Origin of the sequence: Streptomyces sp. NPDC087300, from assembly GCF_044744425.1 — a bacterium.
In the GTDB taxonomy this organism is placed as follows: domain Bacteria; phylum Actinomycetota; class Actinomycetes; order Streptomycetales; family Streptomycetaceae; genus Streptomyces.
Genome location: NZ_JBIUYI010000001.1, coordinates 164,377 through 177,565, shown reverse-complemented (window position 1 = coordinate 177,565; position 13,189 = coordinate 164,377). Strand labels below are relative to the sequence as shown.

Below are 13,189 nucleotides of genomic sequence, written 5' to 3'. Positions count from 1 at the left end.
AGTCATCCATGTCAGGTAGTCGTCACCCGTCGAAGTCGCGCCGCCCCCTGCCGTCGATGGACCGCCGTACGCTGCTCGTCACCGCCGCGGCCGGCGCGCTCGCCACGGCCTGCGGCACCGCCGAAGGGCTGCCCGCGGGCCAGGTCGCCGTGCTCGGCGACAGCACCGCGTGGGAGAAGCCCATGACCGCGGCGGGCGCGGCCATGAAGTCCGTCGACGCGCTCCGCCTGGTCCCCGAGGTCAATCCGTCCCTGGAGTCGTTCGAGCAGATCGTGCGCTCCTCGCTGCGCACCAACAAGACGCCGGACATGCTCAAGTACTGGTCGGGCTACCGGCTGCAGGACCTGGCCCGCACCGGCGGCGTCGAGGACCTGACCGGCCAGTGGGACGACGCCGTCGCCAAGGGCTGGGTCGACCCCTCGCTGCGGGAGGCGTTCACCTACCGGCGGCGGGTCTACGGGCTGCCGATGAACCTCGCGTACTGGGTGATGTTCTACAACCCCCAGGTCTTCCGCGAGCGCGACATCAAGACCCCGGAGACCTGGGACGGCTTCCTCACCGCGTGCGCGCGCCTGAAGAAGGCGGGCATCACACCGCTGCACGGCACCGCCGCCGACCGCTGGCCGTCCTTCATCTGGTTCCAGGAAGTGCTGAGCCGTCAGGACCCGCGCTTCTACCAGGACTTGATGAACGGCCGCGAGCGGTACACCGACCCGCGCGCCGAACGGGCGCTGCGGACCATCGCGTCCTTCTTCGACAAGGACTGGTTCACGCCCATGGACATGAGCCACACCGATGCGGCCGCCGCCCTGGTGCGCGGCAAGGTCGGCATGGTCGCCTGCGGCACCTGGCTCGGCTCGACGCTGGCGGGCGCGGGCGGCAAGCCGGGCGAGAACGTCGGCGCGTTCGTGCTGCCGATGGCCGACCCGAAGGCCCGCCCCAGCGTCGTCTTCGAGTCCAGCGCGCTCGTCGCCACCGTCAAGGGCGCCGACCACGACGAGGCGGTCAAGGCCGCCGGGGCCTGGCTGCACCCCTCGGTCATGCGGGCCTTCTCCGGCGCCCTCCAGGACGGCTGCCCCAACCCGAAGGTGAAGGCCGCCAACCCCGTCATCGCGGGCCTCGCCGAGAAGGTGCGCGGCGACAAGCTGTGGCTGCTCAACCGCTTCTGGGAACAGGGCCCGCCCGAACTCGTCGAGGCGACCGTCGACGACCTCGCCGGTTTCCTCCTGAACCCCTCCTCGTACCGCAAGACCCTGCGCACCATGCAGGACCGCGCGGACGAGGCGTGGAAGGTGTGGCGGGAGGCGGAGAAGACATGACGGGGACCGCGACACCGGCGCCCGGCGCGGCCGAGCCGACGCATCTACGCCTACGACGCGGGGTGCCCGTGCGCACCCCGCACCAGGCCGCGAAGGCGGGCGGCGGCAGGCTCGGCGGCCCCCTCGCCGCCCTGCCCTGGGCGCTGCCCGCCCTCGCCTTCGTCGGCGTGCTGCTCGTCTATCCGTTCTTCCGCAGCGTGTACGGCAGCTTCTTCGAGGACAACGGCTTCACCAGCAGCTTCACCGGACTCGACAACTACACGCGGCTCGCCGACGACCCGATCTTCGGCCGGTCGCTGCTCAACACCCTGATGTGGGTCGTGGGGACGCTGCTGCTTCCCGTGCTCGCCGGGCTCCTGATAACCGTCGCCACGCACCGCATGCGGTTCGGCGGGATCGCGCAACTGATCATCGTGCTGCCGTTCGCGATCTCCGGCGCCGCCACCGCCGTCCTGTGGAACTTCATGCTGACCTCCGAGGGGGCCGTCAACCAGGTCCTGCGCGGCGTCGGCCTGGACGGCTGGGCGCAGACCTGGCTCCTGGAGTGGCCGCAGAACACCCTCTCGATGATCGTCGCGAGCACCTGGCAGGCGACCGGCCTCAACGTGGTGCTCTTCGCGATCGGCCTGCGGGCCATCCCGCGCGAGACCGTGGAGGCCGCCGAGCTGGACGGCGCGAGCGGCTGGCGGATGTTCCGGTACATCACCCTGCCCCAACTGCGCGCGGTCTCCGTCGTGGTGGTCGGCATGGCCATCGTGAACAGTCTCAAGGCGTTCGACATGATCTGGATCCTCACCAAGGGCGGCCCTTCCCGCTCCTCGGAAACCCTCGCCCTGAGCATGTACCGGGAGACCTTCCGGCTCTTCCACGTCGGCTACGGATCGGCCATCGCACTCGTGCTCTCGGTCATCGTCGTCGCCTCGTCCTGGATGTATCTGCGCCGCCAGATGCCCGACACCGCCACCACCGCCGCGCAGAGCTGAGGGGGACCCGCCGTGGGACGCACAGTGCGCAATGTCTTCGTCGCCGGATGCGTACTGCTCTGGCTGGTCCCGCTCTATCTGCTCGTGGTCAACGCCCTGACCCCGGCGGCCGAGTACGCGGGCAAACCCGAGTGGACCGTCCAGGGCTTCGCGCTCCTCGACAACCTGGACACCGCCTGGGACGTCGCGGGGATCGGCGACAGCTTCCAGGCCTCGCTGCTCTACGCCGTCGTGTGCGGTCTGGTCGCAGTGCTCGTCGCGGCCATGGCCGCGTTCGCCGTCGTCGTCCTGCCGATCCCCAGGCCCGCCTTCTGGTTCTGGCTGATCTACTCCGGCACGCTCTTCCCGCTCCAGATGTTCCTCGCGCCGCTCTTCGGGATGTACGCGGACGCCAACCTGTACGACACAAGGATCGGCCTGATGCTGGTGTACGCGGCCTGGGCGGTGCCCTTCGCGTTCTTTCTGATCCGCAATCAGATGACCACGATGCCGCCGGAGTTGACCGAGGCGGCACTGATCGACGGCGCGTCCTTCCGGCGGATCTTCTGGCGCATCCACGTACCGCTGATGAAGGCGGGCCTCGGCGCCGCCTTCATCTTCCAGTTCACGGCCGTCTGGAACGACCTTCTCCTCGGCATCACCCTCAGCCGCAGCCCCGACGTCCAGCCGGTCATGGCGGCCCTGACCACGCTCAACAACGCCTACTCGTCGGCGGGTCCGCCCGTCATCCTGGCCGGCGCGCTCATCGTCTCCGCGCCGACCCTCGTCCTCTTCCTGGTGTTCCGCGGCCTGTTCCTGCGCGGCGTCACCGCATCCGCCCGCTGACCGACCACCCACGTCCTCCAGGGAGAGATCCGCATGACGACACGGGCACTGGTCCGCACCACCGACTGGGACAACGACCGGATCCGCGACAGCCTGCGCTCCAGCGTGGTCGGCGCCGAGGGCAGCCTCGCGGACGGCACCGCCCTGCGCCTCACCGAAGAGCCCCTGCTGCGCCGCGCGGGCGACGGCACCCTGCTCCAGTCGCTGCGGGTCGAGCCCGTCAACGGGGCGGGCCCGCCAGCGGAGTTGACCGTACGGACGGAGTCCGGCACCGCGCTGCCCGTCGAGCGCATCGCCGGCCCCGGCCGCTCCGTACGCCTCCTGCTGCCCGCCGTGGAGACGGCCACCCGCGTCACCGTCGGCCCGCCGGCCGGGACCGACGGGCCCGAAGCGGCGGACGGCATCGAGATCCGGCTGACCCCACAGCGCCGGTGGACCCTCCACCTGGTCCACCACTCGCACCTCGACATCGGCTACACCGACCCCCAGGGCCACGTCCTCGCCGAACACCTCTCCTTCCTCGACTCCTGTCTCGAACTGACCCGGGCCACCGACGACTGGCCCGCCGAGTCCCGGTTCCGCTGGTGCGTGGAGTCGCTGTGGTCCTTCCGGCAGTGGGCCGACGCGCGCCCCGCCGAGCAGGTCGAGGAGTTCGTGCGCCGGGTCCGCGAGGGCCGCATCGAGCTCACCGCGCTGCCGTTCAACCTGCACACCGAGACCTGCTCCACCGACGAACTCCACGAACTCCTGCGCCTGGCCCACGACATCCGCGACGAACACGGCGTCGACTTCACCTCCGCCATGCAGACCGACGTGCCCGGCGCGGTCGTCGGACTCGTCGACGCGCTCGCGGCAGCGGGCGTCAAGTACCTCTCGGTGGCGCACAACTGGGCCGGGCGCTCGGTGCCCCACCTGGTCGGCGGCGAGAAGCTGCCCCGCCTCTTCCGCTGGCGCGCGCCCAGCGGCAACAGCGTCCTGGTGTGGGTGACCGACACCCCGCACGGCCTCGCCTACATGGAGGGCCCGCTGCTCGGCTTCGACACGGACTACGCCGACGTCGACGACCTGCTGCCCGCCTATCTGACCTCGCTCGCCACCCACCCCTACCCCTACCGCGGCGGCATCTTCGGCTGGGCCATGGACCAGACCGAGATCAAACGCGAGCCCTACCCGTGGGACATCCTCCACCTGCGCGTCCAGGGCAAGTTCGGCGACAACGCGCCGCCCCGCCGCATCATCGCCGACACCGTCCGCCGCTGGAACGAGACCTGGGCCTACCCCCAGCTGCGGCTCTCCCGCAACGAGGACTTCTTCACCGACGCCGAGGCCAGGCTCGGCGCCGAGATCCGCACCTTCGAGGGCGACTGGACCGACTGGTGGGTCGACGGGGTCGGCTCAGGGGCACGCCCGTTGTCCCTGGCCAGGACCGCCCAGTCCGTGGTCGCCGACGCCCAGACCATCGGCACGTTCGCCGCCCTCCTCGGCGCCACGGGGGCCGAGGGCGACGGCAAGGACGCCGCCGTGGTCTACGAGGCGGTGTCGCTCTTCGACGAGCACACCTGGGGCGCCGGCGACCCGTGGACCCACGGCGACGAGGGCGGCCATTCCGGCGAGCAGCAGTGGCACTGGAAGTACGGCCAGGCCGTGCGCGCCCACGACGAGGGCAACGCGCTGCTCGCCAAGGCGAGCGCCCGCCTCGGCCAGCGGCTCACCGCACCGCCCGGCGCCGCAGCGGCCTACCACGTCGTGAACACCTGCTCCTGGCCGCGCACCGACGTCGTCCACGTCTTCCTGCCGGAGAGCACCGTCCCGCTGGAGCAGCCGGTCACCGTGACCGACGCACGTGACGGCCGCGCGCTCACCCACGAGGAACGTCCGCAGACCAACGACGACCACCGCGACGCGGGGCGCTTCCTCCTGGTCCGCGTCGACGACGTGCCGCCCGCGGGATCGGTGCGCCTGGACATCACTGCGGACCCCGCGCGGACCGGCGCGGAGCAGGACACCACCACCGTCAAGGCCGCCACCGGCTGGAACCCGACCGGCGGCACCGAACGCGAGGACCCGGCGGAGACCGCGGCCGAAGCGCTCGCCCACCCCGACCCGACCCTCCTGGAGAACGAGCACCTCGCCGTCCGCGTCGACCTCGCCCACGCCTGCGTCGCCTCCGTCGTCGACAAGGCGACAGGACGCGAACTCGTCCGCGCGGACGCCGTCGTCGGCTTCAACGGCTACGTCCACGACAGCTACACCACCGCCGGTGCCTTCAACCACAACTCCAGCCGTACGACGGGGTCCGAGCGCCTGGAACACCTCGGTGCCCGCGCGGTGGCCCCGCCCGCCGCACTGATCGCCCGCCGCTCCACGCCCACCGCCGAGTCGATCACCTACGAGACCCGCCCCGCGGGCGCCAACCGGCTGCGCACCACGCTCACCCTGGCGCACGGCGTCGCGCGCCTCGACATCGAGAACCGGCTCGACAAGGACGCCACGCTCGGCAAGGAGAGCGCCTACTTCGCGTTCCCCTTCTCCTTCGACGACCCGGTCGTCCGGATGGAGGCGTCCGGCGGCGCGACCGGCAGCGGCCTGCCGGTGGTGCCGGGCTCCGCCCTGCACATGCGGGCCGTGCGGCGCTGGGTGACGCTGCGGGACGAAGGGCTGGCGGTCGCCTGGTCCAGCCAGGACGCGCCGCTCGTGCAGTTCGGCAACATCGCCCTGCCCTACGCGCCGTTCCCCAGGACCATGGGCCACGACGAGCCCGCCACCGTCTTCTCCTGGATCCACAACAACCTGTGGGACACCAACTTCCCCAGCGAGCAGGGCTTCGAGTTCACCTACCGCTACAGCCTCGCCTGCGCCCCGTCCGCCGACGGCCTCGGCCCGCGCACCGCCGCGGCCTGGAGCCGACCGCTGCGGGCCGTACGGGCCCGCGGCCCGGTGGGCGACGCGCCGGACCGGCACGCCTTCGCCGAGGTGGGCGACGCGCGCGTACGCCTGGTGGGCGTCACCACGCCCGGACCGGGCGAGGTCCTGCTGCGCCTCCAGTCGTTCGCCGAGGAGGCGGTGGCCTGCCGGGTCCGCGCCCGCTTCCCGGTCGCCGCCGCACACCGCGCGACGTTCCTGGGCGCCGCCGGACACGAACTGCCGTGCACGGACGGCGAGGTGACGGCCCACATCCCGCCGCTCGGCACCACCGGCGTCCTCTTCGTACGCCCCTGAGACGCCTCGGCCCCTCCGTACGTCCTGTCCGCGCGAAGGAGAACGTGTGTACCGGCTCGACCCGCGCCACGCCCCGGCACCGGGGACCGTCCTTGCCACCGGCTGGCAGGCCGTGGTCGCCCGACTGCCCCGCGGTCCCGTCACCGTCGCCGTGGAAGGACCGCCGACCGCGGACTGGGACGGCCTGGCCGCCCGGCTCACCGAGGAACTGGGCGCCCACGGCACCGCCGTCGTCCCGCTCGACCTGCGCGCCCACCACGCACCGCCCGCAGAGGTGCGCCGCCGCACCGACGACCCCGACCAGCCCCGCGACCCCTACTTCTGCCGACTCGCCGACAACACCCTGAGGGAGCTCTTCGACGACCTGCCGACGCCGCCGCGTCCCGGGGCGCGCCAGCTGGTGCTCGTGTACGGGCCCGGTGCCGCGCTCCTTCCGCACGACGTGCTCTGGTACGCCGACCTGCCCAAGCGGTACGCCGAGGCGGCCGTCTCGGCGGGCGCCGGACGCAATCTCGGACTCCCTTATGAACGCGGCGACTTGAGGCGGCTCTTCTACATCGACTGGCCCGTCCTGGACCGTCACCGCGACACCCTGGCCTCCGGGGTCGACGGCTGGCTCGACGTGCAGGAACCCGAGCGGCCCACCTGGATCGACGGCGCGGGGCTCCGCGCCACCCTCGCCGGCCTCGCCCGCCGCCCGGTGCGGACCAGGCCCTACTTCAACTCCACGCCCTGGGGCGGACATTGGGCGCAGCGGGAACTCGGCTTCAACCCCGGAGCACGCAACACCGCCCTCGGCTACGAACTCATCGCCCCCGAGGCGGGCGTCCTCATCGGCCCGCACGAAGGCCAACAGGCCGAGATCCCCTTCCAGTTGCTGTGCGCCCTGCACCCCGACGCGCTGCTCGGACCCCAGGTGCGCGCCCGCTTCGGTACCTCCTTCCCGATCCGCTTCGACTACTTGGACACCGTGGAAGGCGGCGACCTCTCGGTGCACTGCCACCCCAAGGAGCCGTACATGCGCGAGCGGTTCGGCTGGACCTACACCCAGCACGAGACGTACTACATGACCCTCGGCTCCCCGGACACACGTGTCTTCCTCGGCCTGCGCGAGGACGCCGACACCGACCTCTTCCGCAAGCAGATCGAGAAGGCCGCGCACGACGGCGTACCGATGGACCCGGCCGACCACGTCCTGACCTTCCCCGCCGAACAGGGCAGGCTCTTCATGATCCCGGCGGGCACCCCGCACGCCAGCGGCGCAGGCAACCTCGTCCTGGAGATCAGCGCGACCCCCTACCTCTACAGCCTCCGCTTCTACGACTGGCTGCGCCCCGACGCCGACGGCAACCCGCGTCAACTCCCCTACGAACACGGCCTGGCGAACCTGGAGACCGGCCGCCGCGGGGACGCCGTCGCACGCGACCTCGTCCAGGAACCGCGCACCCTGCGGCACGGCACGGGCTGGCGTGAGGAACTCATCGGCGCCCTGGACGAGATGTTCTACGAGGTGCGCCGTCACGTCCTGGACACCGACGCGGAGCTGCCCGACGACACTGCGGGCCGCTTCCACGTCCTGAACGTCGTCGAAGGTGAGGGCGTGCTGCTGCGCACGGCGGCCGGGGAGCGGCTCACCCTCGCGTACGCCGAGACGCTGACCGTGCCCGCCGCGGTCGGCCCCTACCGGCTGACCGCGATCGGCGACGCCCCGGTCAAGGTCGTCAAGGCGCTGGTGCGCCCCGACGCCGGAGCGCCCCGACCCGCCACCGCCACATGAGGCGGGCGGTCCCCGGGCGCCTGTGGGCGGTCGTCGAGCTCGGCGGCACCCATGTGACCGCGGCCCTCGTCGACCCGGGGACGGCGACCGTCGCCCGGACCGTCCGGCGCCCGCTGGACGCCCGCGGCCGCGCCGAACACATCCTCGGCGCGGTCGTCCGCTGTGCCACCGACCTGGCGGCTCCCGAGGGCCTGGTGTGGGGCGTCGCCGTGCCCGGACCCTTCGACCACGACAAGGGCATCGCCCGCTTCGCCGGGGTCGGCAAGTTCGACGACCTGTACGGCATCGACGTACGCGCGGTGCTCCTCGACGGGGTGTGGCCGCGCCCCGCCCACGCCGTGTTCCTCAACGACGCGCACGCCTTCCTGCTCGGCGAATGGCGCTCGGGCGCCGCACGCGGACACGAACGCTGCGCGGGCATCACCCTGGGCACCGGCGTCGGCTCGGCCTTCCTCGTCGGCGGCGAACCGCGCAGGGAAGGCCCCGGCATCCCGCCGCAGGGACGCATCGACCTCGTCCAGGTCGGCGGGCGTCCCCTGGAGGACGCGGTGTCACGCCGGGCCATCCTCGCCCGCTACGGCGACCTCACCGTGGACGTCAGCGACATCGCGGAGCGCGCACGGGCCGGGGAGCGGCACGCACGCCACGTCCTGGAAGGCGCGTTCACCATGCTCGGCGCGGTCCTCGCCCCGCGCCTGCGCGACTTCGGCGCCACCGTCCTCGTCGTCGGCGGCGCGATGGCCGCCTCCTGGGACCTGCTGCGACCCGCACTGCGCGCCGGACTGGGGGATACTCCCGTCACGCTGCGCGCCGCGGGGCTCGGCGAGCACGCGGCACTCGTCGGAGCGGCGGCCCACGCGGCCGCGGAGGGCTGACGGGCGACGGCGGACACGGGCCCGAGCACGGGAAGGCACGCCGGACGGAACGGAAGGACACATCCACCATGCCCGGACCGCACCCCAAGGGCGGGCAGCCCACCCTGCGCGACGTCGCGGAGCGGGCCGGAGTCAGCGCGATGACCGTGTCGCGGGCGCTGCGCGACGATCCGCAGGTGCTGCCCACCACGCGCGAGCGGGTGCGCGCCGCGGCCGCCGCGCTCGGCTACCGGCCCAACGAGGTCGCCCGCAGCCTGCGCCTGGGCCGGGGGACCGGCCTGGTCGGACTCGTCGTCACGAACCTGGCCAACCCCTTCTACTCGCGTCTCGCCCTCGGCGTCGACTCCGTCGTCGCACGCGACGGCCTCAAGACCGTCATCGGCAACACCGCGCAGGACCCGGACGCCGAGCGGGAGTTGGTCGCCGACCTGGTGGCCCGCCGGGTCGACGGGATCATCGCGGTGCCCGCGGGCGCCGACCAGCGCCACCTCGCGGCGGCCGCGGCGGACGGGGTCCCCGTGGTCCTCGCCAGCAGGCCGCCCGAGGGCTTCCCGGCCGACTGCGTCCTGGTCGACGACTTCGGCGGCGCCCGCGACGCCACCGCCCGCCTCCTGACACGCGGCCACCGCCGCATCGGATTCCTCGGCTCGCCGCCCGCCGTACACACCGGCACCGAACGCCTGCGCGGCTTCCACGCGGCGCTGGCCGCGGGGGGCCTCGCCGCCGACGCCCGCCACATACGCCAGGGCCAGACCGAACCGGCGGAGGCCACCCGCGCCGCCGCCGAACTGCTCGCCCTGCCCGAGCCGCCCACCGCGCTGTTCTGTTCCAACAACCGCAACACCATCGGCGCGTTCCGCGCCATCCGCGCGTCCGGCGCCGACATCGCCCTCGCGGGCTTCGACGACTTCGAACTCGCCGACGCGCTCGGCCTCGCGCTCACCCTCGTCGCGTACGACAGCGACGAGCTCGGCCGCGCCGCGGGCCGCCTCCTCGTCGACCGCCTGCACGAGCGCAGGACCGGCGCGGACGACGAGACGGCCGAGCCCGGGGCCGCCCGGCAGATCGTGGTGCCGACCAGCCTGGTGGAGTACGGGGCGTGAGGCGTCCGCAGATCTTCGTGGATCTCTGTGGATCTTCGTGGTTCGAGGAACGGACCGGGATGCCCGTACGTTGAGCGGGGCGAACGCACCCGGGGCCGAGGGACCCGGCGGATCAAGCGGATCGTGCGGATGCAGTAGATGCAGTAGATGAAGGGGACGGGGGCACGCGTGGCGCAGCAGACCCGTTCCGCGCGCCTCGCCGCGTCCGCGCTGGCCCTCGTCGTCAGCGTGCTGGCCTTCTTCGTCCCCGCGGCCACCACCGCGTACGGAGCGTCGGGCGACGCGCCGAGCGTCCCCCACCTGACCGTCGTGCACGACCGGAGCTCGGTCTCCCCGGACGACGTCCCGGCACTCCGCGTCGCCGCCGCGCACCGCGTCGACGCCCACATCCCGGGACCCGGGCCCGCGGGCCCGGCGCGGACGTCCTTCGACGCGGCGCCGCACCGCGCCTGCGGCGGTCCCGACGCCCGCACCACGGGCGTCGTGGCGCCGCCGTGTCACGCCGTCGCGGCCGCCGCGCCGCGCGGCCCGCCCCACCGATGAGCACATAGCAGACCGTCCCCGACGCCTGACCAGGAGCGCTCCGCGCCCGGCCGGGTGTCCTTCCGTCCTGCCCTCATCGTGGAGACCCCATGAAACGCGCGCCCTTGTGGCGGGCGATCGTCGCGCTCGCCGTCGTCGCCCTGTCCTTGTACGTCGCCCTCACCCAGTCCGCCCGCCTCGGCCTCGACCTGCGCGGCGGCACCCAGATCGTCCTGGAGACCAAGAACTCACCCACCGTCAAGGCCGATGCCGCCTCCACCGACCGTGCCCTGGAGGTGCTGCGCCAGCGCGTCGACGCGCTCGGCGTCGCCGAGCCGAGCATCGCCCGCTCCGGCGAGAAGCGGATCATCGTCGAGCTGCCGGGGCTCCAGGACCCGCGCAAGGCCGCCGAGGTCATCGGCCGCACCGCCCAGCTGACGGTCCACCCGGTGACGGGGGAGTCGGCGGAGAAGGGCAGCGTCAAGCCCGCCGCCGACGGGTCCCGCACCCTGCCCGACCCCGACAGGACCGGCAGCCACCTCGTGCTCGGCCCCACCGCGCTGACCGGCGAGGGCGTCAAGAACGCCGAGGCGGTCCTCGACCAGCAGTCCATGTCGGGGTGGACGGTCTCGCTCGACTTCCGCAAGGCGGCGGGCGACACCTGGGCCCGCGTCACCGGAGAGGCGGCCTGCGCACCGCAGGGCTCGCCCGAGCGCCGCGTCGCCATCACCCTCGACGACAAGATCATCTCGGCGCCCGGCGTCAACGAGGGCGTGGCCTGCGGCACCGGCATCACCGGCGGTGCCACCCAGATCACCGGGGGCTTCGACCAGCAGGAGGCCAAGGACCTCGCCGCCCTGGTCAAGGGCGGCGCCCTGCCCGTGCCCGTCGACGTCGTCGAGCAGCGCACGGTCGGCCCGACGCTCGGGGCCGACGCCATCGCCGCCAGCACCCAGGCCGCACTCATCGGCATCGCGCTGACCGCGCTGTTCATCACCGTCGTCTACCGGCTCATGGGCGCGCTCGCCGCGCTCGCCCTCGCGCTGTACGGCCTCATCTCGTACGCCGCCCTGGTGGCCCTCGGCGCCACCCTCACCCTGCCCGGACTCGCCGGGTTCGTGCTGGCCATCGGCATGGCGGTGGACGCGAACGTCCTTGTCTTCGAACGCGCGCGGGAGGAGTATCTCGGCGCGCGCACGACCGACCTGGCCAAGCCGGTCCGTACCGGTTTCGCCAAGGCGTGGAGCGCGGTCGTCGACTCGAACGTGACGACGCTGCTCGCCGCCGGACTGCTGTTCTTCTTCGCCACGGGGCCGGTCAAGGGCTTCGGCGTGACCCTGTCCATCGGCGTCCTCGCCTCGATGGTCACCGCTCTCGTGATCACCCGCGTGCTCGCCGACTTCGCGGTCGCCCGGCGCTTCGTGCGCAAGCGGCCCGCCCTGACCGGCATCGCGTCCACGGGCCGCTTCCGCACCTGGCTGTCCCGCCGCGACCCGGACCTGGTGCGCCACCGCAGGCGCTGGCTCGGCGCGAGCGCGCTCCTGGTCGTGGTGGCCGTCTCGGGCATCTTCCTGCGCGGCCTGGACTTCGGCGTCGAGTTCACCGGCGGCCGCCTCGTCGAGTACAGCACCAGCAAGCCCGTCGACGCCGACACCGCCCGCGACGCCGTGTCCGACGCGGGGTTCCCGCGCGCGGTGGTGCAGGAATCGGGCGAGGGCGACATCACCGTACGCACGGAGAAGCTGACCGACGCGGAGCAGCAGCGCGTCAAGGCCGCTCTGGAGAAGCCGGGCGGCACCGTCACCGTCGAGCGCGACGAACTGATCGGGCCGAGCCTCGGCGACGAACTGCGGCAGAAGGCGCTGATCGCCCTCGGCATCGCGGTCGCGGCCCAGCTGATCTATCTGAGCGTGCGGTTCCGCTGGACGCTCGCCGCGGCGGCGGTGACGGCGATGGTCCATGACGTGCTGCTCGTGGTCGGCCTGTTCGCCTGGCTCGGCAAGCCGATCGACAGCGTCTTCCTCGCCGCGGTGCTCACCGTGATCGGCTACTCGGTCAACGACACGGTCGTCGTCTTCGACCGGGTGCGGGAGGGGCGGCGCCGCGATCCGCGCGGCGACCTGGCGGCCACGGCCAACCGGGCCGTCGTGCAGACGCTGCCGCGCACCGTGAACACGGGCATGGGCGCGCTGTTCATCCTGAGCGCGCTCGCCGTACTCGGCGGCGACTCGCTGGCCGACTTCTCGCTGGCGCTGATCGCCGGTGTCGTGGTCGGCATCGCCTCGACCGTCTTCACGGCCGTGCCCCTCGCGGTCGCGCTGGAGGACCGCAACCCGGCGCCGCCGCCCGCACGCCCCGGCCGCAAGCGTGAAGTGCCGGACGGGTACAGCCCGTTGGAGGCGCGCAGGAAGAAGGAGCGCGGAACGGGGGCGGTGGTCTAGCCACGAGCCCGACCCCGTGGCGGGGGGGGGGCCCCCCCCCCCCGGGGGGGGGGGCCCCCCCCCCCCCGCGGGCCGCCCCCCCGGGGGGCGGGGGGGGGGGGGGGGGGGGGGGGGGGGGGTTTTGG

At 73.1% G+C, this 13,189-nt stretch carries 9 protein-coding genes; all 9 read left to right on the top strand.

Translation table 11 applies throughout. The features are described from left to right. Positions 1-8: 8 nt before the first annotated feature. Positions 9-1,319: an ABC transporter substrate-binding protein gene (locus ACIO9J_RS00695; RefSeq protein ID WP_401990302.1), complete on the top strand. Its 1,311-nt coding sequence runs from the start codon at positions 9-11 to the stop codon at positions 1,317-1,319. Beyond that, positions 1,316-2,302 (top strand): carbohydrate ABC transporter permease, encoded by a 987-nt coding sequence (locus ACIO9J_RS00690; RefSeq protein ID WP_401990299.1) that lies wholly within the window; start codon positions 1,316-1,318, stop codon positions 2,300-2,302. The genes ACIO9J_RS00695 and ACIO9J_RS00690 overlap by 4 nt, the downstream gene beginning before the upstream one ends. Positions 2,303-2,314: 12 nt before the next feature. Continuing rightward, positions 2,315-3,127 carry a carbohydrate ABC transporter permease gene (locus ACIO9J_RS00685; RefSeq protein WP_401990296.1) on the top strand — a complete coding sequence of 271 codons (813 nt, stop codon included), beginning with the start codon at positions 2,315-2,317 and terminating at the stop codon, positions 3,125-3,127. Between the two features lie 33 nt (positions 3,128-3,160). Next, positions 3,161-6,346 carry an alpha-mannosidase gene (locus tag ACIO9J_RS00680; protein WP_401990293.1) on the top strand — a complete coding sequence of 1,062 codons (3,186 nt, stop codon included), beginning with the start codon at positions 3,161-3,163 and terminating at the stop codon, positions 6,344-6,346. A gap of 46 nt (positions 6,347-6,392) precedes the next feature. After that, positions 6,393-8,123 carry a class I mannose-6-phosphate isomerase gene (locus tag ACIO9J_RS00675; RefSeq protein WP_401990290.1) on the top strand — a complete coding sequence of 577 codons (1,731 nt, stop codon included), beginning with the start codon at positions 6,393-6,395 and terminating at the stop codon, positions 8,121-8,123. Continuing rightward, positions 8,120-8,998, top strand: coding sequence for an ROK family protein (locus ACIO9J_RS00670; protein WP_401990287.1), 879 nt, complete (start codon positions 8,120-8,122; stop codon positions 8,996-8,998). The genes ACIO9J_RS00675 and ACIO9J_RS00670 overlap by 4 nt, the downstream gene beginning before the upstream one ends. A 68-nt stretch (positions 8,999-9,066) precedes the next feature. Next, positions 9,067-10,101: a LacI family DNA-binding transcriptional regulator gene (locus tag ACIO9J_RS00665; RefSeq protein ID WP_401990284.1), complete on the top strand. Its 1,035-nt coding sequence runs from the start codon at positions 9,067-9,069 to the stop codon at positions 10,099-10,101. Between the two features lie 168 nt (positions 10,102-10,269). Then, complete coding sequence (locus ACIO9J_RS00660) at positions 10,270-10,644, top strand: hypothetical protein (protein WP_401990281.1); 375 nt, start codon at positions 10,270-10,272, stop codon at positions 10,642-10,644. Between the two features lie 89 nt (positions 10,645-10,733). Continuing rightward, on the top strand, positions 10,734-13,064 hold the full coding sequence (gene secD / locus ACIO9J_RS00655) for a protein translocase subunit SecD (RefSeq protein ID WP_401990278.1): 2,331 nt from the start codon (positions 10,734-10,736) through the stop codon (positions 13,062-13,064). Positions 13,065-13,189: the final 125 nt, after the last annotated feature.

Excerpts from the sequence above, each read along its gene's own strand:
- ACIO9J_RS00695 (WP_401990302.1), top strand. The coding sequence starts at position 9 with ATGTCAGGTAGTCGTCACCCGTCGAAGTCGCGCCGCCCCCTGCCGTCG.
- ACIO9J_RS00690 (WP_401990299.1), top strand. The coding sequence starts at position 1,316 with ATGACGGGGACCGCGACACCGGCGCCCGGCGCGGCCGAGCCGACGCAT.
- ACIO9J_RS00680 (WP_401990293.1), top strand. The coding sequence starts at position 3,161 with ATGACGACACGGGCACTGGTCCGCACCACCGACTGGGACAACGACCGG.
- ACIO9J_RS00670 (WP_401990287.1), top strand. The coding sequence starts at position 8,120 with ATGAGGCGGGCGGTCCCCGGGCGCCTGTGGGCGGTCGTCGAGCTCGGC.
- ACIO9J_RS00665 (WP_401990284.1), top strand. The coding sequence starts at position 9,067 with ATGCCCGGACCGCACCCCAAGGGCGGGCAGCCCACCCTGCGCGACGTC.
- secD (WP_401990278.1), top strand. The coding sequence starts at position 10,734 with ATGAAACGCGCGCCCTTGTGGCGGGCGATCGTCGCGCTCGCCGTCGTC.